The sequence below is a fragment of the Psychrobacter immobilis genome (assembly GCF_904846225.1).
GTDB lineage: Bacteria > Pseudomonadota > Gammaproteobacteria > Pseudomonadales > Moraxellaceae > Psychrobacter > Psychrobacter immobilis_F.
In genome coordinates this window covers 50,847-74,311 of sequence record NZ_CAJGZJ010000009.1, presented here as the reverse complement: position 1 = coordinate 74,311, position 23,465 = coordinate 50,847, and the positions used below count along the sequence as shown (strand labels likewise).

General features: G+C 43.3%; 20 protein-coding genes and 1 pseudogene. 11 read left to right on the top strand and 10 right to left on the bottom strand.

Translation table 11 applies throughout. The features are described 5' to 3' along the window. Nucleotides 1–200 precede the first annotated feature (200 nt). From JMX48_RS08050 to JMX48_RS08040, 3 genes and pseudogenes are all read right to left on the bottom strand, one after another. Nucleotides 201–1,445, bottom strand: coding sequence for a TerD family protein (locus JMX48_RS08050; protein ID WP_201536428.1), 1,245 nt, complete (start codon nt 1,443–1,445; stop codon nt 201–203). A gap of 274 nt (nt 1,446–1,719) precedes the next feature. After that, nucleotides 1,720–2,465 (bottom strand): annotated as a pseudogene (locus JMX48_RS08045) (phospholipase D family protein). Nucleotides 2,466–2,597: 132 nt separating this feature from the next. Continuing rightward, the gene (locus JMX48_RS08040) at nt 2,598–4,337 is read right to left on the bottom strand and encodes a glutamine--tRNA ligase/YqeY domain fusion protein (protein WP_201536425.1); all 1,740 of its coding nucleotides are present in this window, start codon (nt 4,335–4,337) and stop codon (nt 2,598–2,600) included. 638 nt (nt 4,338–4,975) lie between these two features. Between JMX48_RS08040 and JMX48_RS08035 the strand changes: the two genes are divergently transcribed. Further along, nucleotides 4,976–5,491: a peptidylprolyl isomerase gene (locus JMX48_RS08035; RefSeq protein WP_201536422.1), complete on the top strand. Its 516-nt coding sequence runs from the start codon at nt 4,976–4,978 to the stop codon at nt 5,489–5,491. 103 nt (nt 5,492–5,594) lie between these two features. Continuing rightward, entirely contained in the window at nt 5,595–6,440 is an 846-nt protein-coding gene (locus JMX48_RS08030; RefSeq protein WP_201536420.1) for a UDP-2,3-diacylglucosamine diphosphatase, read from the top strand. A 239-nt stretch (nt 6,441–6,679) separates the two neighbouring features. Here the strand turns inward: JMX48_RS08030 and orn are convergent, their stop codons facing one another. Then, nucleotides 6,680–7,267, bottom strand: coding sequence for an oligoribonuclease (orn, locus tag JMX48_RS08025; RefSeq protein ID WP_201536418.1), 588 nt, complete (start codon nt 7,265–7,267; stop codon nt 6,680–6,682). A 228-nt stretch (nt 7,268–7,495) separates the two neighbouring features. Between orn and rsgA the strand changes: the two genes are divergently transcribed. The 4 genes from rsgA (at nt 7,496) to secB (ending at nt 10,367) form a co-directional block, all read left to right on the top strand. Then, complete coding sequence (gene rsgA / locus JMX48_RS08020; RefSeq protein WP_201536416.1) at nt 7,496–8,599, top strand: ribosome small subunit-dependent GTPase A; 1,104 nt, start codon at nt 7,496–7,498, stop codon at nt 8,597–8,599. Between the two features lie 142 nt (nt 8,600–8,741). Beyond that, nucleotides 8,742–9,197 (top strand): rhodanese-like domain-containing protein, encoded by a 456-nt coding sequence (locus JMX48_RS08015; protein WP_201536414.1) that lies wholly within the window; start codon nt 8,742–8,744, stop codon nt 9,195–9,197. 291 nt (nt 9,198–9,488) lie between these two features. Beyond that, nucleotides 9,489–9,752, top strand: coding sequence for a glutaredoxin 3 (grxC, locus tag JMX48_RS08010; protein WP_201536412.1), 264 nt, complete (start codon nt 9,489–9,491; stop codon nt 9,750–9,752). 162 nt (nt 9,753–9,914) lie between these two features. Then, entirely contained in the window at nt 9,915–10,367 is a 453-nt protein-coding gene (secB, locus tag JMX48_RS08005) for a protein-export chaperone SecB (RefSeq protein WP_201536411.1), read from the top strand. A 264-nt stretch (nt 10,368–10,631) separates the two neighbouring features. Here the strand turns inward: secB and adk are convergent, their stop codons facing one another. The 6 genes from adk to JMX48_RS07975 form a co-directional block, all read right to left on the bottom strand. Then, nucleotides 10,632–11,288, bottom strand: coding sequence for an adenylate kinase (gene adk, locus JMX48_RS08000; protein ID WP_201536409.1), 657 nt, complete (start codon nt 11,286–11,288; stop codon nt 10,632–10,634). 253 nt (nt 11,289–11,541) lie between these two features. Continuing rightward, on the bottom strand, nt 11,542–12,822 hold the full coding sequence (ccmI, locus tag JMX48_RS07995) for a c-type cytochrome biogenesis protein CcmI (RefSeq protein ID WP_201536407.1): 1,281 nt from the start codon (nt 12,820–12,822) through the stop codon (nt 11,542–11,544). Further along, nucleotides 12,819–13,382 (bottom strand): cytochrome c-type biogenesis protein, encoded by a 564-nt coding sequence (locus tag JMX48_RS07990; protein WP_201536405.1) that lies wholly within the window; start codon nt 13,380–13,382, stop codon nt 12,819–12,821. The genes ccmI and JMX48_RS07990 overlap by 4 nt, the downstream gene beginning before the upstream one ends. Further along, nucleotides 13,379–14,038: a DsbE family thiol:disulfide interchange protein gene (locus JMX48_RS07985; RefSeq protein ID WP_201536404.1), complete on the bottom strand. Its 660-nt coding sequence runs from the start codon at nt 14,036–14,038 to the stop codon at nt 13,379–13,381. Before JMX48_RS07985 ends, JMX48_RS07990 begins: the two co-directional genes overlap by 4 nt. Before the next feature lies 1 nt (nt 14,039). After that, nucleotides 14,040–16,064 carry a heme lyase CcmF/NrfE family subunit gene (locus tag JMX48_RS07980; RefSeq protein ID WP_201536403.1) on the bottom strand — a complete coding sequence of 675 codons (2,025 nt, stop codon included), beginning with the start codon at nt 16,062–16,064 and terminating at the stop codon, nt 14,040–14,042. A 242-nt stretch (nt 16,065–16,306) separates the two neighbouring features. Then, nucleotides 16,307–17,641, bottom strand: coding sequence for a hypothetical protein (locus JMX48_RS07975; RefSeq protein ID WP_201536402.1), 1,335 nt, complete (start codon nt 17,639–17,641; stop codon nt 16,307–16,309). Nucleotides 17,642–18,127: 486 nt separating this feature from the next. Here JMX48_RS07975 and mrdA point away from each other — a divergent pair, with 486 nt between their 5' ends. The 5 genes from mrdA to JMX48_RS07950 all read left to right on the top strand — a co-directional run bounded on the left by mrdA (nt 18,128) and on the right by JMX48_RS07950 (nt 23,355). Next, the gene (gene mrdA, locus JMX48_RS07970) at nt 18,128–20,101 is read left to right on the top strand and encodes a penicillin-binding protein 2 (protein ID WP_201536401.1); all 1,974 of its coding nucleotides are present in this window, start codon (nt 18,128–18,130) and stop codon (nt 20,099–20,101) included. A 23-nt stretch (nt 20,102–20,124) separates the two neighbouring features. After that, entirely contained in the window at nt 20,125–20,811 is a 687-nt protein-coding gene (gene rsmD, locus JMX48_RS07965; protein ID WP_201536399.1) for a 16S rRNA (guanine(966)-N(2))-methyltransferase RsmD, read from the top strand. A 254-nt stretch (nt 20,812–21,065) separates the two neighbouring features. Further along, a complete protein-coding gene (gene rplM, locus JMX48_RS07960) occupies nt 21,066–21,494 on the top strand; it encodes a 50S ribosomal protein L13 (RefSeq protein ID WP_201536397.1) in 429 nt (142 codons plus the stop codon). A 10-nt stretch (nt 21,495–21,504) separates the two neighbouring features. After that, nucleotides 21,505–21,891 carry a 30S ribosomal protein S9 gene (rpsI, locus tag JMX48_RS07955; RefSeq protein WP_101206364.1) on the top strand — a complete coding sequence of 129 codons (387 nt, stop codon included), beginning with the start codon at nt 21,505–21,507 and terminating at the stop codon, nt 21,889–21,891. A 372-nt stretch (nt 21,892–22,263) separates the two neighbouring features. Then, complete coding sequence (locus JMX48_RS07950) at nt 22,264–23,355, top strand: lysophospholipid acyltransferase family protein (RefSeq protein WP_201536394.1); 1,092 nt, start codon at nt 22,264–22,266, stop codon at nt 23,353–23,355. Nucleotides 23,356–23,465 lie beyond the last annotated feature (110 nt).

The window sequence follows — 23,465 nt, the reverse complement described above, 5'->3', positions numbered from 1 at the left end:
CAAATAAGATCACAATGGATGATGACGACTCATTAGCCTATAGTCAGCTCTAAATAAAATAAGTACAAACCTGATCATGCGCTACTGGTATAAATTTCCCTTGCTTGCTGTGCCTGCGCAGACAGAGGCGGCGAAAAAATTATCCCAGTAGCACTGTGTTTGTTTTATAGTGGATCGACTATATCAGCGTATACTCAACGCTAGCCAGATTTAAACATAGGTGCACCATCAATTTTTAACTCAATCTTATCGCCCTTCCATGCCAACTGCGGCGTTGCCTCACTCATACGCTTACTGGTCTCCCCTGAATGTTGCAAGGTAATACCCTGCTCATCAATAATGGCGATGCCGATGACGTAGGTATATACGAGATTGCTTTTGGCTTTAGGTGACGCTTTTATGTTAAAGACACATTCTATGATTTGATCTTTATATTGCATCCGCATTTTGGGCTGCAAGGAGGCGATGGAGACTGCGCCATTGGATACAGCGGAATAGACTGAAAATACCAGCGCGACTTTACCACCATAATGTTTAGCAATGTCTGAGCTGACCAAAACGGTTTCTTTTCCCGGCTCATTGGCACTAGCAACCTTAATATCGCCTTGATGCTCAATATAAGGCATACGGCTCAAACTACCGCTTTGCTCTGGTGCATGGACATAGCTCATCGCTTTACCATTCTGTGCCAATATGCCAACGCGCAAATCCAAGTCATCATTATTGGCGCTGGCATCACCATTATCTATCCATATCGCTTCTACTATTAAATGATCACTACTTCCTTTGGTAAGATTAATTCGATGCTCACTACCAGGTTTGTCTAATGTGACTTTCTTTAAATTAAAGGGTTTTGACTGACTGTCGGGAATATCAGTAGACGGCGTTCTTTCTGAATTAGGGTGTGTCGAGCTACTATTATCATCCGCCACTTCACCACCGAAATGAGTGACTAACGCACTCAAACCACCACTAAAACCTTGGCCAATCGCGTTAATGCGCCAAACCTCATTTTTGCGATAGACTTGTAGTAGCATGATGGCGCGTTCACTATCAAAGCCGCTGCCATCGAAATTGTAAGTGGCTAACGTTTGCCCTGCTTGCTCTAATGTTACTTTACTAGCACCAAGCTCTCGCATGGTGGCTTGCCCATCAATGGTCGCAGTCAATACTAGATAATCTATCGTATTAGGCAGTTTATTGAGATCGATATCGAAGCGCTGCTGCTGATTTGTCGCTTGCCAACTGACTGCCCCACATGGCGTCTTTGGCTGATTATAAAAAGTCATATAATCATCACTTGCCAGCTTTTGCTGACCATCCAGCCCAAAGCACGCTACGTCTATAACCGCGCTATTGGTCATCAATTCCACCACCAAAGTAAACTGCTGCGCGATACCTGCATCAGTAAACTTAGCTTTTTGACCCGTAATGAGATTTAGCATTATATTCATCCTAAAAATGAGGGTAAGCCCGTTTTGATATCTAGAGCGTGTCCTCAATTCAAGCGACTGTATCTAAATGGGCTAAAAATGGCTAAATTTTGCCAAACATCGTCAAATAGCTGATTAATATCCCGATATTATTTGCGCTATTTTCCTTGTTTGACGGCAATTTATCTCATTTTTGTGACCATTTTTAAAATGAGGACACGCCCTACTCTTAGCTAATTAATATTACGCCATTGAATCGACTGATTTGTACTAATTTTTTAAAGATTTAAACCACCATTCCAGAATCCCACAAACAAAAATCACCGAATTTACCTTTTTTATTTATGCCGCCCGCCGCACTACCCGCATCGGTCAAGACTAACTCGCCTTCTTGCTCCACTAAATATCCTGCGGCAAGAAGCTTATCGTTTAACTCCTGCGTCTTAAAACCCAACTCTTTGGCAAGTTTAGCCGTTGTTAGCTTAGAGTAATTGGGCGTTGCTGCTTCTGTAGCAGGAGTAACCGCCGTATTCGAATTACTGTTAGCGGTGCTATTATTGAAAGTGGCTTTATTATCAGTTTCGGTGACTTTTTCAAGGGACATTCTCACCTCATCACTAATTCGGATGATACGCTGCGCTTCTTCATAAGTATCAGCATACAATTTGGCGTCTTCATTACGGTAAATCAGTACGCCCATCTCATTATTATTCACCTGACTAAACTCATAAAGGTTCAAACTGGTAATGATGCATTCATTTTCATTCAGGTAGCATTTGGCATGCAAGTTTTTGCAAAAGCTGGTACGGATAAAGGTCAGGTTTTTAGCCAATTAATCTCTTCTGGATGTAAGTCGTTTTTGCCATAAACAATACGAATGTCAATTTTGAGACGATTACGGTCTTCTAGCAGCTCTTTAATGCGCTCATTGAGCTTGAGATATGGACTAATGATAATCAATCTATCAGACGCATTTTTAATCAATTCCTCTAGATGATAAGTCGTACCACTACTGTTCAAAAACTTTGCCATTCGTTTAACCCTCAACCTATATTGTTAAAATTTATACTTATTCACAAAAAAGCCCATCCCTAGCGTACTAGAAATGGGCGGGCTTGCAAACTACTATTGTCAGGTAATAGCCCAACATTATTAATTTATAGATTAAGCAGGTTTATAGCTATCACGCAAGCTCACAATTTGGTTAAATACTGGCTTGTCGCTGGTATGCTCTACTGCGTCAGAGATGAAATAACCTTCACGCTCAAACTGGAAGCGCGTGCCAGCATCTGCATTGACTAAAGAGGGCTCAACCACTGCCGCAACCTCAGTCAATGAGTTTGGATTTAGCACTTGATGCACGTCACTTGCGCTACTTGGGTCTTCAACACTAAATAGCTGCTCATACATACGTACCGTCGCAGGCACACCTTGGCTCGCCGATACCCAATGAATCACTCCTTTGACCTTGCGACCTTCAGGGTTTTGACCCAATGTCGTCGGATCAATGGTCGCTTTTAGCTCAACGACATTGCCTGCGTCATCTAGGACATGCTCAGTCACTGCCAATATATAGGTATTACGCAAGCGAATCTCTGGTTTTTCGGGTGAAAGACGCTTATAGCCAGCTGGCGGCTCAATCTCATAATCCCCTTGATCGATATACAAAGTCTCGGTGAAAGGAATTTCACGTTCGCCCATATCGACATTAGGATGGTTCGGCTGAGTCAGCCATAAGGTTTGCGACGCCTCATCAAAGCGGGCATTGACGCTCTCCGCTTTTAGCACTTCCCACTGACTGACCGCTTCTGCAAAGTTCGTAATCGTCACTTTTAGTGGTTTGAGCACTGCCATGCCACGCGCAGTCGTCGTCTCTAATGACTGACGAATACTAAATTCTAATAGACGAAAATCAACGACACTGTCTACTTTGGTCACGCCGACACGCTCACAAAAGTCACGCAGGCCCTCTGCTGTATAACCACGGCGACGCATACCAGCGATAGTTGGCATACGCGGATCATCCCAACCACTGACGATATTTTCATCGACCAATTGCTTGAGCTTGCGCTTACTGGTCAACGTATGGTCAACATTTAAGCGGCTAAACTCATACTGATGCGGCGGTACTTCAAAGCCGATTTTTTCAATAATCCAATCATAAAATGGACGATGATCTTCAAACTCTAACGTACACAATGAATGGGTGATACCTTCAATGGCATCAGAGAGCGGATGAGCAAAATCATACATGGGATAGATACACCATTTATCACCCGTTTGATGATGCGTTTGATGCATGACACGGTAGATAACAGGATCGCGCAGGTTCATGTTAGGGCTTGCCATATCGATTTTGGCACGCAGAACCGCTTTACCCTCAGCATACTTGCCTGCTTTCATCTCATTAAAAAGTGCTAGATTGTCATCAACGCTAGCATCACGTTGCGGCGAGGCCGTTCCTGCCTCATTAAACGAGCCACGATTGTCTTTCATCTGTTCAGGTGACTGCAAGTCTACATAAGCATTGCCTTGCTCAATCAACTGCACGGCCCAAGCATACAGCTGATCGAAGTAGCCTGAGGCATGATGCGCGTCTCCTGCCCACTCAAAGCCCAACCATTTCACATCGCTTTCTATATTATCGATAAAGTCTTGCTTTTCTGCGGTTGGGTTGGTGTCATCAAAACGCAGATTGCAAACACCACCAAACTCTTTGGCAACCCCAAAGTTTAGACAAATAGATTTTACGTGACCAAGATGCAAGTAGCCATTTGGCTCAGGTGGAAACCGTGTCACAATTTGCTGGTATTTTTGCGCATTGACATCGTCACGAATAATATTGCGAATAAAGTCATTTTTTTGTTCATCTTTCTGTGCATTGTTGCTTGAGTGCTCACTCATTGGGCATTGCTCCTAACGCAAATTATCAGTTCATGGTGCGTGCCATCACGCATCATGGAAAATACAGACTAAACTATAGTCATTCATAAATAAAATAAGGTCAAATATGACCATGCGCTACAGGAATAAATTTTCCTTGCTTGCTGTGCCATTGCAGACAGAGGCGGCGCAAAACTTATCCCAGTAGTACTGTGCTCTTTTATAGTGGATCGACTATATTAAAATAAAACGGGGTTATAAAATGTGGGTCATAAAAACAGTGGATTAAGTAAACCAAGCTGCTAGGGCGTATCATCTATTTAGATTGTGAGGCTTAAAATGAGATAAATTGCAGTCAAACAAGGAAAGTAACGCAGATAATATCGAGATATTAACCAGCTATTTGACGATGTTTGGCAAAATTTAGACATTTTAGGACCACTAAATGATTAAGTGTGCTAATTGATGACATGCCCTAGACCCTTATTATCAAAAGTGCTTAAAAGCGTGTAAAGTTGCGTCATTCTATCAGTTTTTGCAAACGCATTAACAGCCTGATACATGACACAGGCTAAAAAAGCCGTTAGACTACTCATGACTTTTTATCAACCACTCTCGACAGTGCCATTAAAGGTGCTGCAATTAAAAAGGAATATCCCATGGTAGACATGCCACCAGTAGTAGAACTTGAAACCAGTATGGGTGCGATCGTTATCGAACTCAATGAAGAAAAAGCACCAAAAACAGTAGAAAACTTTTTAAACTATGTAAAATCAGGTCATTATGACGGTACGATTTTTCATCGCATCATTGATGGCTTTATGATTCAAGGCGGCGGAATGGACGCTGAGATGAATGAAAAACCAACCAATGCCCCTGTCGAAAACGAAGCAGACAACGGTCTAAAAAACGACAAAGGTACGATTGCGATGGCGCGTACGCAAGATCCGCATTCAGCCACCAGCCAGTTTTTTGTTAACGTAAAAGACAATGATTTCTTAAATCATTCTGGCAAAAACATGCAAGGTTGGGGTTATACCGTATTTGGTAAAGTCACAAGCGGTATGGACGTCATCGAAAAAATGCGCGGCGTACCAACAGGTCGTTTTGGCATGCATGCTGATGTACCAAAAGAGCCAGTAGTCATCAAATCTGCGACTATTATTACTCAGTAATTAATCATTAATAATTAGCAATCACTAAGTCACTGTGGATTGGTAAGCATTGTTCAATAGAATTCGTTGGGTAATGCTCACCATACGATAAGGATAAAGATAAATGCAGAGTTTTAATCACCTAATTACGACCCGCCCTCATCAAGTGCGGCAAGTATTGATTAGCGATTTGCATTTATCGTTAGATGAGCCTGCCTTAGTGCAGGCTTTTTTGACGCTGCTTGATGACTGCCTTGCTCTGCCCGCTCTCAAACGCTTGTTTATCTTAGGTGATTGGTTTGATGTGTGGTTGGGTGATGACGTTTACTTATCGCTATCAGAAGACGCGCGCACCCTGCATTGGCTAACACCGATTATCGTTAAATTAAAAAAGCTACGCATCAATGGTTGCGAGATATTGGTCATGCATGGCAACCGCGATTTTTTGTTGGGTCAACTTTTTTGTAATCTGTTCGGTGGTGAGCTGATTTTTGAGCCTTATACCTTAGCGGTCGGACAGCAGAAATATCGTTTAGAGCATGGCGACGCTTTATGCACCGATGATAAAAAGTATCAGTTTTTTCGCAGAGTCATGCGCAATCGTTTGACACAATGGTATCTGCTGCATAAGCCATTAGCGAAGCGTTTGGCGATTGCGAATAAAATGCGCCAAAAAAGCCAAAAAAACAATGCCAATAAAGCGGCTTACATCATGGATGTAAACGATGAGGCGGTAATAGAAGCAATGACCGATAGCGATGCCTTGCTACATGGGCACACCCATCGTCCAGACATCCATCAAACCACCAATGATAAAACGCGCTATGTGCTTGGTGATTGGCGATTATTGGATAAAGAAAAACGTCAGGCAAAGGTTGTCGCGGTGATCGGCGCAGTAACAGTAGATGACAGCGCAAATCATCATGATGATGAATTTGGACTGGTTGAATTTACAGCACGCGTTTCATAAAATCCATGTGAGCACGTTTCACATAAAATCAAAAAGGGTCTGTTGTATCATCAACAGACCCTTTTTTTATAGAAATTTTTAAATGAAATCGATACGTTAATAGCCACGTGCGACTGGTATGAGTTTTTCTTGCTGGCTGCTAATACAGAGGCAACGAAAAATTCACTCCAATCGCCCTGTACCGTCTTTGAAGTAAATAGACTATATGGCCTTTAAAGTAAATAGACTTTAAGGCAGCTTTAAGGCATCAATTGAAAGAAATGCTGGCGATAGTGCTTTAGCTCACGGATAGAATCACGAATATCATCCAATGCTAAATGGCTGCCACCTTTTTCAAAATTTCTCAAGATATCAGGACGCCAGCGGAAGCAAAGCTCCTTGATCGATGACACATCAAGATTGCGATAATGAAAGAATCTTTCTAATTCAGGCATTTGCCGCGCCATAAAACGGCGATCTTGACAGATTGAGTTGCCGCACATTGGCGACTTGCCACTATCTACCCATTTGTTTAAAAACTTAATCGTCTCAGCTTCTGCTTCTGCTAGCGTCACGGTACTACGGCGCACACGGTCTACCAATCCTGACTGTCCATGCTGTTTGGTATTCCAGTCATCCATTGCGTTTAAGACACGGTCAGAGACTTTGATCGCAAACACTGGGCCTTCAGCAAGGACATTTAAATCTTCATCAGTAACGACAGTAGCGATCTCGATAATTTCATCATTTAAGGTATCAAGTCCGGTCATTTCTAGGTCAATCCATACCAGCCCTTTTTTGCCTTGATTTCTAATTTTAATCTTATTGGGATGGTCATCGGTAGCCATAAAATATCCTATATTCAATAAAGTTTAAAACAACTTTGGCGTCATTTTCATCATATAAAGCAAATATATAAAGCAATATTTTGACAATATTACTATGCAGCTGTCCGCTTGTGATATTTGAAAAATCCAAATTATTACAAAACCACTGTCTGCCACAGACGCTTTAGGCTGTATGTTAGCAAATTTTCACGCTACACTTAGCAATATTTTTTAATAGGTCAAAAACCCATGGCATTAATCCGGCAACGCAAGCTGACTAAACAACAGATTCGTCGCATCGACAAACAGCAGCTGGCAAGCCAAGACAGCGTCGATGACAGTTTGATGGATGGCGTGGTCATGGCGCATTATGGCAAGCAACTAGAAGTGCAAGTCACCAGCCTGCCTACCGTGATACCAGTACAACCAGAAATTGCGCCTGATGATCCTGAGCCATTTTGGCAGACGCTCGCATTGGGCGATATCTGGCGTTGTCATGTACGTACTAACCTGCCGATGCTGGCAGCGGGCGACCAAGTTCGCTGGAATGCTGACTCTAACACAGGGTTTGGACGTATTGAATCGGTCAAACCGCGCACTTCTCTTGTGTCACGTCCTGACCGTTATCACAAACTCAAGCCGGTCGCAGCCAATGTCGATATTCTGGCCATCGTTTTTGCACCGCTGCCTGCCGCTGCTCCCACGTTAATTGATCGCTACTTAGTCGTTTGCCATCATGCTGGCGTAAAGCCGCTATTGGTGCTGAATAAATCCGATTTACTGGCACAAGAGAACGGTGTCGATACCAATGAATTATTGGCACAATATGCCGCGCTTGGTTATGAAAATGTCTTGACCTCAGTTGATTGTCCTGAAAACATTGCGGACAGTGACGAGCAAGAAGGCCTTGATGAGCTAAAACGCTATATCGATAAAAAACTGGTTATTTTTGCAGGTCAGTCTGGTGTCGGTAAAAGCAGTTTAATCAATGCGCTATTGCCAGCCTCTGGTCAAATCGTCAATATCATCTCGGAAAACTCGAAGCTTGGTCAACACACCACGACCACTAGCCGCTTGCTGCCATTCAATCCAAACGACTTAACCCAAGGTGGTATCGTCGATACACCCGGTATTCGTGAATATGGTATTTGGCATTTGACGCCTGATGATATCATCTCAGGCTTCGTTGAGCTGGCACCGCTTGCGGGTGACTGTCAATTCCGTGACTGTCGCCACACCCATAACAGTAAAGGCTGCGCGCTATGGAAAGCGGTGGCTAACGGTGATGTGTTGCAGCGCCGCGTAGAAAACCTGATTACACTAAGAGAAGAGGCAGATACTAAGCCTTATTAATAGCTGTCTTATTAATCGTTAAACGCTAGGTTGGTCATCACACGTTTACTATGGGCGGTCTAATCGGTATAATAGCGCCTTGTTCAATTCGTTAGGCTGCATTCTCAGCTTAATAGAACACTTATTTTTTTGGAGGTATGGTTTGGATCGTGCGCTGGAATTTGTGGGCAACCACCCGTTTTTATTTGGTATATTAGCCGTACTTGCTGTGCTATTTTTTGCCCTTGAAAACAAACGTAGCGGCAGAAAAATATCGCCCAACACCCTTGGTATGATGGTTAACTCCCAAAATGCGCAGCTTATTGATATCCGCGACAAAAAGAAGTTTGCCTTAGGATATATTCAAGGCAGCCGCAACATACCTTTCGCTGAGTTAAAAGACCGCATTGAAGAAATCCGTGCGATTGAGCATCCAGTAATTATTATCTGCGATATGGGCGCACAAGCAGGCGCCGCTATTCAAATGATTGGTAAAGACGATGTTTATCGATTAGAAGGCGGTGTTGGCGGCTGGCAAGGCGCTGGCATGCCATTGGTTGGTGTAAAAGGCGCTGTACCTAAGAATAAAGGCAAAGCAAAACCAAGTTTGCATAAGTAGCTCAAGACAACTTTAAGGCAATATTGATTTAATTTCTGCTTATATCGGCGACAAAAAGACACCTATTCACAAGGTGTCTTTTTTTATGTGGCATTTGTGAAACTGTTGCGCCTTTTATAGTGAGGTAGCTTGAATTTGCAACGCTTATCCCCACTTTAATAATAAGTATCACCAAATATGTTTTTAATTTACTTGTTGGTAACGGATTATAATAATTTTTATTAATGGATTGTTTATAATACTCTTTATAATAAAACGGTTACCGACGACACCTATCAATAAGGATTTATCATGACTGTATCTGTTAAAGTCTATACGACCCCTATCTGCCCATATTGCTCAAACGCCAAACAACTACTAAAAACCAAAGGCGTTGATTATGAAGAAATTGGTATGCATGACATGAGTAGCGAAGAACGCCAAGCATTAATGAAAAAAACTCATAACTATCGCACCGTGCCACAAATCTTCGTCGGCGAAACCTTTGTCGGTGGTTTTGATGAGCTCAACCAAATGAACCAACAAGGCAAACTTGACGAGCTATTAGCGGGTTAATATGCTAATTTCTTTGCTGTCTGTCTTTACCTATCGTAAGGATAGACAGCGGCAGAGATATTGATAAAAAATGTCGAGATATAATCTCGATTTATATTACAATGCTATTTTATGACAATGACAGTTTGTCCAATCATTTGATTTAATTTTAGAGGAATTATCATGGCTGAAGAACAAGCACAACCACAATTAGCATTAGAACGCATTTATGTCAAAGACATGTCACTTGAAGTCCCAGGTGCTGGCGTATTCACCAAAGAGTGGAATCCAGAGCTTGATATCAATTTATCAAGTAATGCCGAAAAACTTGATGACGATCATTATCAAATCATTTTGACGGTGAGCGTTACGGCTAAAAATGCTGATGAAGCGGCATTTATCGCAGAAGTTCATCAAGCCGGTATCTTCTTGCTAAAAGACATTCCAGAAGATCAAATTGGTCAGATTTTAGGCGCTTATTGCCCTAACGTATTATTCCCATATGCTCGTGAAGTGATCAGCGACATCGTTACCCGTGGTAGCTTTCCGCAGTTATTGCTTGCACCAGTGAACTTCGATCAAGCATACGCTCAGAGCCAGCAGCAAACGCAAGTTGATGCTCAAGGCAACGCATAGTTTTGACTTGATAGCGCATTAGTACAATTGTATTTGCAAGCCGTTTACTTATTATAAGTAAGCGGCTTTTTTGTGTGAACAATCTATAGTCAAAATATCCTAAAAACGCTACGGTACTGCATGATATATCGATATTACTTTTCACTGACTATATTCAATTGATTGAAAAATAGATATTTCATTTGTAGTCAGATATAAAAAAACCCTGCCAATAAGCAGGGTCTTAAACAGTACTATTAATTATCTAAAATACGCGATAAACGATTAACCTTTTAGCGCAGATAAGATTTGTTGCTTAACGTCATCAATACCTTGCGTACCATCAAACTTATCATAATTAGGCGCATCAGCACCTTCTTTGGCTTTGTCTTGGTAAAAGCCAACCAGCGTTGAGGTTTGCTCATGATAAGTGGCTAAGCGATCACGAATGGTAGACTCTTTGTCATCTTCACGCTGAATCAGCGCTTCGCCAGTCACGTCGTCAATACCTTCTTGCTTTGGTGGATTGTAATCGACATGATAAACGCGGCCTGAATTTGGGTGCTGACGACGACCCGACAAGCGGCTGACGATTTCATCATCAGGAACGCTAATTTCAACCACATGATTGATAGCAACATCGGCATCTGCAAGCGCTTGAGCTTGTGGAATAGTACGCGGAAAACCGTCGAAAATACAACCATTGGCACAATCAGGCTTAGCGATACGCTCTTTCACTAGGTTAATAATGAGGTCATCAGAAACCAAACCACCAGCATTCATGATGTCTTTGGCCTTTTTGCCAAGCTCGCTGCCTTCTTTGATTGCTGCACGCAGCATATCGCCAGTTGATATCTGCGGAATATCATATTCTTTAGAAATGAACTGAGCTTGGGTGCCTTTACCAGCGCCTGGTGGACCTAGCAAAATAATACGCATCATTACACGACTCTCCTTAATAGATAGGATTTTGGGACTAATAAAACCTAGGGATTGGTTGATTGCAAAGCTACCTTACCTTGTGGCATGGCAAAGCTCAAGTATTTTCCTTACTGCTGTGTTAAGTTGCCATGACTTATGTGTTCATACAAGGCTGTTGCACGCTGCTATATCGGACAACAGCGCTTAAAGCTTAAGGTGCGTCCTCAATTAGAACGATAATAGCTAAATAGCTAAAAATAGCTAAATAACCATTCTATGGAATTTGCTGATTAATTTCTACACTGGCCTGATCCTGTGCAGCGCTAATAACCACTGGATTGCCTGACAGATCTCCTGACTCTGCGCTGGCAGTGCCACTATGGCTGATACGTGCAATGACTGCTAGCTGCACTTTATCCGCTCGAGCAGATTTCAGAGTACGCTCTGGCATCATGGCATCAAGATCACTTAGGCTAATGACAGCCTCGCCTTGTTTGATGATGCTGATCGGTAAGCGCTTGGCGGCAAATGGCGGACCGCCTTTCACATCACGTATCGCCACAAATAATACATCATCTGCTTTTACTAATGGCAACAGGCTAGCATCAATTTTTACGGTTACCTCAATGCCTTCAGATGCCTGTTGTTCTTGAGTAGTCACATTGGCACTTAACTCGTCTAAACTTGCCAGCGCTTGGGTATGGTCGCCCGGTTTAGCAGCGATATTGTCACGTAGACGCTTGATCCAGCCTTGTGCTTGTGCGAAGTTACTACTACGTGCCTCACCCATTGCCATGAGCATTTGCGCGCCTTCATGATCTGGATTTTTGGCCAATACGTCTTGTAGCACTCGGCGACTATTGGCATCTAACTGGCCTTTATTGGCAAAGAAACTAATCTGTGCGTAAGTGGTCGCAATTTCTTCGTTGTCTGGTGATAAGCGATAAGCACGAGATAAAGATTCAATCGCCGAATCAGTGGCTTCTAACGATAAAAATAGCTCCGATAACCGCATCCAGCGATTAGGATCATCGGCGTGACGATAGACGTTGGTTTGCATCGCGCTAATCAGCTGCGTACCATCTTCAATCGCCCAAGCCGGTGGCTGATCGATCTTGCCAGTCAATAAGTCATCGGCCACTTGACCCACTTTGTCCTCGCTTGCCCAAAGCTTAAATACAGGGGTACGATCACCGATCATCAGATAAGCCATTGCCGCCAACACAAGCACCCAAACTACGATGATTAATCGACTCTTAATGCCAGGCGTGACCATTGGCGTGACTTCGCGCTGTGCATCTAAAAGCTGGCGCTCAAGCTCAAGCTTTTGGTTTTGATAATGACTATCATCAATAACGCCACTGTCTTTATCGGTTTGCAGCTCAGCTAAGCGTTCACGGAACACAGCGACATTGATATCTAGTAGCTGATTGTCTACGGGTTTCTTTTGCGTACGAGAAGCTCTTAACCACGGTACGATAGCAATGACAGCAAGTATTAAGGCGATAAGCAAGCTTAGAGCAATAAACAAGCCAACAGTAGAGAATAGGGTCATTTTTTGTCCTCAAGGCTTGTGATGTCATGATCTGTTTTTGCCTCGTTATCAGCACGTGATAAAAGGCGATCAAGTTCGGCTTTTTCAGCAGCAGACAGTGCCGTAGCAGTATTTTCTATTTTCACACCACTCTTGCCACTGGCAACAAGCTGCCGCCGTTTGCTTTGCCAAAACCAACCTACCAATAGCAAGATTAGCAGTAATGGCGGGAAAAACCACAAGATCCACGTTGATGGACGTACGGGCGGCTTATAACTGATAAAGTCGCCATATCGATCCTGCATATAAGCGCGAATCTCACTATCACTACGACCGTCTTTTATCATGTCATAGGTTTTTTGCTTTAAGTCTTGCGCAATCGGCGCATCAGATCCTGCAAGGTTTTGGTTTTGGCATTTTGGGCAACGCAGCTCTTCGATGAGGCCGCGATACTGGGCTTCTTGTTGCACAGAATCGAAGTCGTAGACGTCAATTGCAGCATAGCTTGCCACACTTAATAGACAAGCTATTAGTAAGCTCGCTAACTTTATCGTGACTGATTTCACCTGATTGGCTATCATTTACACGCCTCCGCAACCTGATTAGGATTTGGACTGACGCTTTTATTACTGGCTTCATTGAGCACCATCAAGCAAGGGGTAATACGACTTTGCCAATTACTTTCAGTGATCTCACCAATAATATGCTGACGAATCACACCGTCACCATCGACGACGAAAGTCTCAGGCGCACCTGTCAAACCCAAGTCTAAAGCAAACTGACCAGATAAATCCTGAATGGACATCGAGAATGGATCACCACCTCGGTTCAAATATCCCAAGGCATTGCCAATATCATCTTTATAGTTAACGCCTACCAAATTGACACCACGCTCCTCCAACTGCATTAAAAAAGGATGTTCGATAATACAAGTGGGACACCAAGAACCCCAGATATTCATCAAAAAAGGCTTATCAGGCAAATTCTCATTGGTCATGATACGACTGGTGTCTGACAATAATGGTAACTCAAAAGCAGGCACAGGACGCTCAAGCGCCGTATTGGTTACGATATCGGTAGGCTTACCCAAACGTAGATATAGCATGACGATCAAACCGATGAAAACAATCAGCGGAATTAAAAACCATAACTTAAGCTGCTTTTTATTCATGGTTTTGACGCCGCTTATCTTATCTTGTTTAGCATTTGGATCAGAGGAATTATTTGATGCGCTCATATTAATGACCTCCCAACTTGGTTGCTGGCTTATCCAAATCAGTAACCGTGGTAAATCCTGGTTCATTGTCAGTGATTTGTGTTTTCGTTTTTTTGATACGATAACGGTTATCGAGAATACTCAGGAGTGCACCGAACGCCATTATGAGCGCGCCAAGCCATATCCAACGAATAAGTGGTTTGACATAAATACGAAACGCCCATTGATTACTGTTCTCAGCGATAGGCTCACCTAGCGCTACGTACACATCACGCATGAGACTGGCATCAATAGCCGCTTCTGTAATCGGCATCATACTGATAATATAATTACGTTTTTCGGGATAAACAGTAGTCACAACTTGACCGTCTTTACTAATCTCAACTTCAGCTTGTGTGGCATCAAAGTTACTGCCTTTGACTTCATGAAAGTCTTTCACAGTAAAGTCATAGCCTTGGACATGGATAGTGTCATTTGGTCCCAGTGCCACATCACGCTCTATGCTCAGGGTGCTGGTGAATGCGACGCCAATGACCGCAACGATTACACCGATATGAGCTGTCTGTTGACCCCAATAACTTAGGCGCAGCTGCCGTAAGCCCTTAAGACGGCTTGGGGCATTTTTAGTTTTGTCTCTGAAATCGACAATCATCCATAGCAGCACCCAAAAACTGACTGCCAAAGTCACCCCAATATTGAGCATGGCAGACGGACTCACAAAGTACGTGATAATCGCTGCTAATATTAGGCTACTTACCGCAATCACCATCCCGACGCCCAAAAGCGGTCGACTGTCTTTTTTCCAGCGAATATTAGAGCCCATGCCCATCGCTATTAATAACAGCCATGTTAGAGGAACAAATAGCGCATTAAAGTAAGGAGGGCCAACTGATACCTGACCTAAATTAAAGGAATCGGCAATAATGGGATATAGCGTACCCAGTAGTACGACTAAGGTCGAAATCAAAATAATCACGTTATTAATGACCAAAAAAGACTCGCGTGATATGAGCTGATACTGACTTTCAACGGTCAAACGCCAACCGCGTATGGCAAACATAAACAAACCGCCCCCGATGATCACACCAAGAATCATGAGGATGACAAGACCACGCGTTGGATCAGCGGCAAACGAGTGTACGGAAGTAATAACGCCTGAACGAACTAAGAACGTACCTAGTAGACTGAGCGCAAAAGCAAAAATTGCCAGCATAATCGTCCACGCTTTAAAGACACCTCGTTTTTCGGTGACCCCAAGCGAATGTAATAACGCCGTGCCAGCCAGCCATGGCATCAATGAGGCGTTCTCTACTGGATCCCAAAACCACCAACCGCCCCAGCCAAGTTCATAATAAGCCCACCACGAGCCAAGCGCGATACCCACGGTCAAGAATCCCCAAGCAGCCAGCGCCCACGGCCGTGACCAGCGGGTCCATACCGCATCCAAGCGCCCTTCCCACAATGCCGCCATACAAAAAGCAAACGGCACAACCATCCCTACATAACCCATGTAAAGCATGGGCGGATGAATGATCAAACCAAAATCTTGCAATACAGGGTTTAAATCCGCGCCATCGACAGGCAAATTGGGCAATGTGCGATCAAACGGCGATGATGTAAAGATAAGCATCGCTAGCATCATCATCTGCACGCCCGCTAAAATCACCAATACTCGCGCGCGCATAGACAGAGGTAGACCACGGCTGAAATAAGAAACCAGCGCACACCAAGTGGCCATAATCGTCATCCAAAGCAGCAATGACCCTTCATGACCGCCCCAAGTCGCCGATAACTTATAGTACCAAGGCAACAAAGTATTAGAGTGTTGAGTGACATAGACGAGACTAAAGTCATTATAATAAAAGCCTGCCATCAACGCAGAAAACGATATAATCATTGCGGCAAATTGTGCCCACGCAAGACTTGGTGCCAGACGCTGCCATGCAACATAGTCGCGCATGACGCCAACGGTTGGTAACACTACCTGCAAAATCGCCAATACAAAAGCAGCTAGCAAGGCAAAGTAACCCAATTCTGTGATTAACATACGGTCTAACCCTGTTTACCTTAATACGGTCATTGTTTATTTTACGGAGTCGAATGTTAGGGTACGCAAAACATCTAATATTTGTTACTGCTCACATTTTCACTACCATCATTATCGCTATCAGCACTTGCAGCTTAGGATCTTACAGCAGGATACATCAGCGTCACGTCGTCATATTCCTAATTGCCACATTCTTGTATAGCCCCGATAATCATGTGTATGAGGCGCTAAAAGTCTATTTATTATTGCATTGCTGGAAAGAATACCAAGATCAGATGCAACCACCCTGCTAAAAAGCCCGTTAAACCACCCAAAACAATTAAGGTCATCTCGTCTTCACGAAAAGCGGGGCGCAATAAGTTTTGGAACTCACTGGGCGTTAGCGCACGAATCCGATCACGAAACAGACCAAATATTTTACTGGCGCGGCTTTCGTTCAGTTCAGGATCACGCAATGGCACCATCGTGGCAACAATAGACTTATCGATAATGGTGTTTTTTAACTGACCATACTCGCGGCGGCCCAAACCGACACGCAATGTGGTACTAATAACAGGCGACTCTAGCACCTTATACAGATGTGACTTCATCAACTCACGTGTTTGCGCAGCGTTGTCACCATACATCATCTCATTCATGATGTTCTCAAGCGTCACCAAATCCTTCACGACAATTTCAGCGAAAACTTCGGAAACTTCCTCTTGGCGCTTCATAAAGCCACCTTGCAGGCGATACTGCGCGATGTGAGACATCTGCGGTTTGATAAAGGGGAAACGGCTTTGTACGCTAAAAAACTTCAAATAAGGTATAAAGTGTGGTTCTACTGGATTAAATACCATCCAAATCGCGATCCAATTGGTGAGAAAGCCCCAAATCGCGGCAAAAAACGGTACGGTCCAATGCTGCGGCACCAGCAAAAATATGAACATCTGAACAACACCGAAGATCAAACCAATCAAAGCACTAATATGCCAAATAAAATTAATTTCTTTTTGTCCGACTTTTAAAAACATATTGACCATCAAACGACGATCGCTTTCCATCGTATTGACAATCATCTTACGCATATCAACCAAATCTTCGACATGATAGGTCAGGTCAGTCACCAAAGACTGCATAATATTGGGCAATTCTTGATGTGCTTGAGCATAAACGCGGCGCTTTAACGCATAAGGCAGATTACCCCATAGCGCTGGCGAATGATCCAGCATGATTTCATCAATCAGTGGCTCAAGATTTTTGTCCACCGTATCAGTGATGAATACCGCCATTTGCTCAGGCTCCATTGCCTGAAAAAACTCATCAAGCGAGCCAAGTTTTGACAGCGTCTGATCAACGATAACGCCTGATATTTTACCCGCTTTGCGTGGAACGATACCTTGCCAGCCAATACCCGGTAACCCAAAAAAAGGGAAGTTTGGGATACGAATGCCCCAAAACTTAATCGGATAAAACAGCATTTTAAGCGCCATCCAAACGTGTATCCATGTGACAAATGCTGTTACTGGCGGAATGGTTAGCATAGCAAAAAATTCTGGGTGCTCAGCTATCGTCTGCCACAATGAAGTTGCATCCATGAATTGTCTTGCCCCTAAAGAAGTTGGAGGTTGAGTATCGTTGCTAATAAACTACGGTTAGCAAATTAGAAGGCTTAACAGAAACACGCTCTGCCCATAATAATTACTATAAAATAAATCGCCTGATTTTAGCATACTTGCTACTCTTTAGCACACGTAGAACCTAGGCAAGTTGTGACTAGAGATGACACGTTTGACGGCTTTTCTGCAATCGCAAAAACATGACCATCATCTATAAGCAACTTAGCCAATGATAACGACAAAATAAATGGCTGAATACTGCGTCCTATGACTTGTTCTGTTATAATTGCTCTCTAAATGCCAGTGATTATCTAAAATCAAGCTGATGCATTGTTATTTCAAATTAGGTCAGCCTATGTGATTGAAATCCTTTGCATTATCCTTTATGCTCACCGCACTTTGGCTAACTGCCCTACTCATTTATCTCTTTTATTGATTCACTGACCGTTTTGGCTCTGACTTTATATGAATAAACCAATGACTCCCCATACTGAACAGGTTAATAATGTTTTTACTAGTCGCATTATTATCCTTGGTATTTTAATATTTGTGGGTTTGGGCGGCTTGATAATGCGCTATGGTTATTTGCAAGTTTATGCCCATGATAAATATACAACCCAAGCAGACAAAAATCGTATCAAATTGATATCTGCACCGCCCAGCCGCGGCTATATTTATGATCGCAACGGTATAATCTTGGCAGACAATCAACCTGTATTTACGGCAATGTTGAGCCCTGACGAAGTAGAGAATCCAGAACGTACATTAAAATTGCTCGCACCTATCTTTGATCTGACAGATGAAGAAATCACTGATATTTTGGCGCGTCTGAGTAAAAGTAAAAATGATCCTGTGACCATCAGGATTGATGTAACAGATACGCAACTGGCCCAGTTTAGTGAGCGTAAACCCTTTTTTCGCGGTGTCACGATTCAAAGCAAGTTGACGCGTTCCTATCCTTATGATGAATTATTTGCTCATGTCATCGGCTACGTTGGTCGTATCAATGATAAAGAAAGCAAACGTATTGATAAAGATCACTACGCTGGAACTGACCTGATTGGTAAGATTGGGATCGAAGATTATTATGAAGACATATTATTGGGACAACCCGGTTATCAATCAGTAGAAACTGATGCTCATGGCAATATCATACGTCAATTAGACACCAAGCCGCCCGTATCCGGCAATGACATTACTTTGAGCTTAGACTACGGATTACAAACCGTTGCTCAGCAGCAGCTCGATGGTCGTCGCGGCGCTATTGTCGCGATAGATCCCAAAAACGGTGACGTACTGGCCTTCGTCAGTAACCCAAGCTATGACCCCAACCCTTTTATATCCGGTATCTCGTTTAAAGATTATGGCGCGTTAAGAGAAGACATTGACCAGCCATTATATAATCGGGCGCTACAAGGCACCTACCCGCCCGGCTCTACCATTAAGCCCTTTGAAGGCTTAAGCGGTATTCATTACGGTTTACGTAATTGGGATACCACTATTTATGATCCTGGTTATTTTAGCTTACCGGGAGATTCACATCGATTCCGTGACTGGAAGCGCGGTGGTCACGGTACGGTAAATTTAAAAACGTCTATCATACAATCAGTCGACACTTACTATTATAAATTGGCCTATGAGATGGGCATTCAGCGCCTGCATGATTGGATGGTACGCTTTGGTTTTGGCGCACAAACGGGTATCGATTTACCCAATGAAAAATCAGGCATTATGCCATCGCCCAAATGGAAGAAAGATACCTATGATAAAGGCTGGCTACCGGGTGAGACTATTTCGGTCAGTATCGGTCAAGGCTATTTTTTAGCAACACCGTTACAGATCGCCAATGCCACTGCCATGACAGCCAACAAAGGCTATCATATCACCCCGCATCTGCTAAAAAGCAGCGATGGGGCCGCTGAAGTGAAGGTTATCACCAAGCCTGATGGCAAAATAGATTATAACGGCAAACCTTCTGATTGGCTGCGTATGCATGATGCCATGGAAGAAACGGTTAAGCATGGCACGGCACGGCGCGCTTACAATCCGCGCTATCGTACTGCCGGTAAATCTGGAACAGCGCAAGTAAAATCTATCGCTCAGGGTAAACGTTACAATAAAGCCGCACTAGACCCACGCTACTGGGATCACGCTTGGTTTAACGGTTTCGCACCCGTAGAAAACCCAGAGATCGCACTTGCCGTACTGGTCGAAAATGGTGGTGGTGGTGGTGCCGTCGCAGCTCCTATTGGTCGTGCTTTATTTGACTACTGGGTACTACAACGCAAAACCGATCCTATTTTGCCGCCGACAGCAGATCAGCTTAAAGCGATTAAACGCCAAAAAGCGTTTGACAAAGCCGCACGTGACGCCATACGCGATAAAGAAGCAAAAGCGCTAGAAGAAAAAGCAGCAATAACTGCGGCAACCACTGAGTAACGACAGCGTAAACGAGATTTGCCATGAAGAAGTCCTTAAGCGGCCGCGAGCCTAAAAAGAGTCATAAAGTTAAACAGGTAGCGGCGGGTGACGTGCGTATCATTGGTGGTCAGTTTAAACGCCGTAGCGTGCGCTTTGTCGATGCAGAAGGCCTACGCCCAACGCCAGATCGGCTGCGAGAGACGCTATTTAACTGGCTATTGGCTGATATTCATGGCGCTCATATACTTGATAGCTGCGCTGGTAGTGGCGTGCTAGGGTTCGAAGCGTTATCACGCGGAGCAGCACACGCCACCTTTATCGAAGTCAATCCTGCACAAGTTGACATGCTGCGCCAAAGTACTGAACAGTTGCGCGTTGATGCCACCACTTACCAAATCATTCAGGGCACAGCCGAGCAAGTATTGACTAAAAATCAGCTGACTCAGCGTCATTTTGATGTTGTATTTATCGATCCGCCTTATGCTCACGACTTATGGCAGCCTATTTTAATGGCATTGATTAGCCATTCATTGATCGATACAGAAACGCTGATTTACTTAGAAGCGGACAAAGATTTAGACGATCAATTAAAACAACTGGCGAACTCTGTTAATGAAAACTTAGATGCTAATCTACTAAAAAGTCAACATAAAATCGGTTTTAAATGTTTAAAACATACTAAAGTTGGACAAGTTGTCGCTGGACTTTATCGATTGTCATCGTCATAATTGTATCTTGATTGCCAAAGGCAACAGCCACCGTTTTTAAATGAGCCTTTTTAGTAAAATTATTGAATACCAGCTAAAAATGTCTAAAACCGCTTAAAAACTGACCAATTGCTGCAGCTTAATGTATCTAAGGCAAAAATAAACCCCAATGCAGCTTGCAAGCGTAGGCGCTACTGCTTATAATGTGCAGTCTGTTTTTTGAGAGCCCCGTTCCCAGCTAAACTCTCAACGAATTCTAATTTTAAGGTTTTATCATGAAAACACTTAGTGCAAAACCAGCTGAAGTGACCCATGAGTGGTTTGTCGTAGATGCTGACGGCAAAACTCTTGGTCGCTTAGCTACTCAAATCGCTACTCGCTTACGTGGCAAGCATAAGACTTGTTATACTCCACACGTAGACACTGGTGACTTTATTGTTGTCATCAATGCAGAGAAAATTGCGGTAACGGGTAAAAAAGCTCAAGATAAAAAGTACTATCGTCACAGTGGTTACCCAGGCGGTATTAAAGAAACCAACTTCACTAAGCTGATTGCACATAAGCCTGAAGATGTTCTACACAAAGCAGTTAAGGGTATGCTTCCAAAGGGCCCTCTTGGCTATGCGATGATCAAGAAGCTGAAACTATATGCGGGTACTGAACATCCACATACTGCACAGCAACCTAAAGAACTAGACATCTAAGGATATACTTATGGAACGCAATTACGGAACTGGTCGCCGCAAGACGTCTACTGCTCGTGTCTTTTTATCAAAAGGTACTGGTAGTATCGTTGTTAACGGTAAGCCACTTGATGAATACTTTAGCCGTGAAACTTCACGCATGGTTGTTCGTCAGCCTCTAGAACTACTTGATTCTGTTAACGCATATGATTTATATGTGACTGTTGCAGGCGGTGGTATTAGTGGTCAAGCGGGCGCAATTCGCCACGGTATTACACGTGCATTAATCGAAGCTGACGAAACTTTGAAACCTGCTCTAAAAGCAGCTGGTTTTGTTACTCGTGATTCACGTCAAGTTGAACGTAAGAAACTGGGTCTACGTAAAGCACGTAAACGTCCACAGTTCTCAAAACGTTAATCAAAGCTCTCTCTTCTCTGTTTGTTACTGTTGTCTTTTTCTCGGAGCCACAGTAACTGAACTGAGTAAGCGTGTAGATTTGCAAAACCTTATAAGCTGGTCACAGCTTGTAAGGTTTTTTTATGCCTGTTAATGGCGTGTTAGTCACATGAATGTCTCAATCAAACTATTCCTGTGATAAATTAATCATTCATAGCTGTCAAATACTCATATCTTTGTGCTAATACTTGGAGCACGAGTAATTTACTTCAACACTGCAAAATAGAGACCCTGTGAAAATTCTAACTTGCAAAGCGTCTGATGCTACCCCATCATATCAGCAACTTTTCATTATTAGCCCTGATGTCATAAACAGTGCTGCAGAAGGATATTATGAAAGCGCCAGAACAATACGATCCCAGCAAACCAACCGCTAATAGTAGCGTACCACCACCAAGTGGAAAGCCGTCGATTAAGTCGCCCGCCATACCGACTGGTACGCCGACGATTACACAAACGCATAAACGCACAGCGCAAGCAGATAAAAAGCCCTTTCAAAAGCAATTTTTATTACCCAAATATTGGGCTATTTGGCTGTTATTTATTATATGCTTACCCATGATATATCTGCCGCTACGTTGGCAGTTTTGGTTGGGGCGTAAGCTCGGTATTTTTTGTTATAGCGTTGCAGGCTCGCGTCGCCGTGATACATTGATTAATCTCAAGCTGGCCTTCCCAGAAAAACTGGAGATCGAGCGTGAACTGATGGCAAAACAAGTCTTTGTCAATCAAGGAATTGGCGTGTTCGAAACCTTATGTGCTTGGTTCCGGCCCAATGTTTTTACCCGTACGGTATCTATTTCTGGACTACAGCATCTCGTTAATGCTCAAAATGACAATCGTCCTGTCATTTTAATAGGGGCGCATTATACGATGCTTGATTTGGGAGGATTGTTTTGTGCTCAGTTTTTTGCCTTGGACTGTATGTATCGCACGCAGAACAATCCACTACTCGACTGGTTTATTTATAATGGTCGCACCAATCTGTTTGGTAAGCAGATTTCTAGCCGTGATATGCGCAGTTTAGTCACCTCCATTAAAGCAGGACACGTTATTTGGTATTCCCCTGATCAAGACTATGGCCTAAAGCAAGGGGTAATGGCGCCATTTTTTGGTGTGCCTGCAGCCACTATTACTGCCTCACGACGTATGGCTAAATTAGGTAGCAAGACGCACCCACCTGCTGTGATGGCATTGCATACCTATCGGCAGACGCCAGATAATTTGCCACGTGGTAAACGCCCACATTATCACCTGACGATTACACCAGAATTAGATAACTATCCAAGCAATGACGAGGTTGCTGATGCGACTCGGGTCAACGACGTGTTAGAAGGGTTAATTCGTATTGACCCAACTCAGTGGATGTGGTTTCATCGCCGCTTTAAGCATGGGCCGAATGGTCGTACTGATATCTACAAGTGATCCTTTATTCCCAAAAATATTGATAAAATTTGCTATACTTTACGGTTAATATTTTTATATTACCTGCATATAAATAACGATGAATTTATAATAAATTGAAAAACGAAACT

Coding starts and splice junctions, on each gene's coding strand:
- JMX48_RS08050 (WP_201536428.1), bottom strand. CDS start 1,445: ATGCTAAATCTCATTACGGGTCAAAAAGCTAAGTTTACTGATGCAGGT.
- JMX48_RS08040 (WP_201536425.1), bottom strand. CDS start 4,337: ATGAGTGAGCACTCAAGCAACAATGCACAGAAAGATGAACAAAAAAAT.
- JMX48_RS08035 (WP_201536422.1), top strand. CDS start 4,976: ATGGTAGACATGCCACCAGTAGTAGAACTTGAAACCAGTATGGGTGCG.
- JMX48_RS08030 (WP_201536420.1), top strand. CDS start 5,595: ATGCAGAGTTTTAATCACCTAATTACGACCCGCCCTCATCAAGTGCGG.
- orn (WP_201536418.1), bottom strand. CDS start 7,267: ATGGCTACCGATGACCATCCCAATAAGATTAAAATTAGAAATCAAGGC.
- rsgA (WP_201536416.1), top strand. CDS start 7,496: ATGGCATTAATCCGGCAACGCAAGCTGACTAAACAACAGATTCGTCGC.
- grxC (WP_201536412.1), top strand. CDS start 9,489: ATGACTGTATCTGTTAAAGTCTATACGACCCCTATCTGCCCATATTGC.
- secB (WP_201536411.1), top strand. CDS start 9,915: ATGGCTGAAGAACAAGCACAACCACAATTAGCATTAGAACGCATTTAT.
- adk (WP_201536409.1), bottom strand. CDS start 11,288: ATGATGCGTATTATTTTGCTAGGTCCACCAGGCGCTGGTAAAGGCACC.
- ccmI (WP_201536407.1), bottom strand. CDS start 12,822: ATGACCCTATTCTCTACTGTTGGCTTGTTTATTGCTCTAAGCTTGCTT.
- JMX48_RS07990 (WP_201536405.1), bottom strand. CDS start 13,382: ATGATAGCCAATCAGGTGAAATCAGTCACGATAAAGTTAGCGAGCTTA.
- JMX48_RS07985 (WP_201536404.1), bottom strand. CDS start 14,038: ATGAGCGCATCAAATAATTCCTCTGATCCAAATGCTAAACAAGATAAG.
- JMX48_RS07980 (WP_201536403.1), bottom strand. CDS start 16,064: ATGTTAATCACAGAATTGGGTTACTTTGCCTTGCTAGCTGCTTTTGTA.
- JMX48_RS07975 (WP_201536402.1), bottom strand. CDS start 17,641: ATGGATGCAACTTCATTGTGGCAGACGATAGCTGAGCACCCAGAATTT.
- mrdA (WP_201536401.1), top strand. CDS start 18,128: ATGAATAAACCAATGACTCCCCATACTGAACAGGTTAATAATGTTTTT.
- rsmD (WP_201536399.1), top strand. CDS start 20,125: ATGAAGAAGTCCTTAAGCGGCCGCGAGCCTAAAAAGAGTCATAAAGTT.
- rplM (WP_201536397.1), top strand. CDS start 21,066: ATGAAAACACTTAGTGCAAAACCAGCTGAAGTGACCCATGAGTGGTTT.
- rpsI (WP_101206364.1), top strand. CDS start 21,505: ATGGAACGCAATTACGGAACTGGTCGCCGCAAGACGTCTACTGCTCGT.
- JMX48_RS07950 (WP_201536394.1), top strand. CDS start 22,264: ATGAAAGCGCCAGAACAATACGATCCCAGCAAACCAACCGCTAATAGT.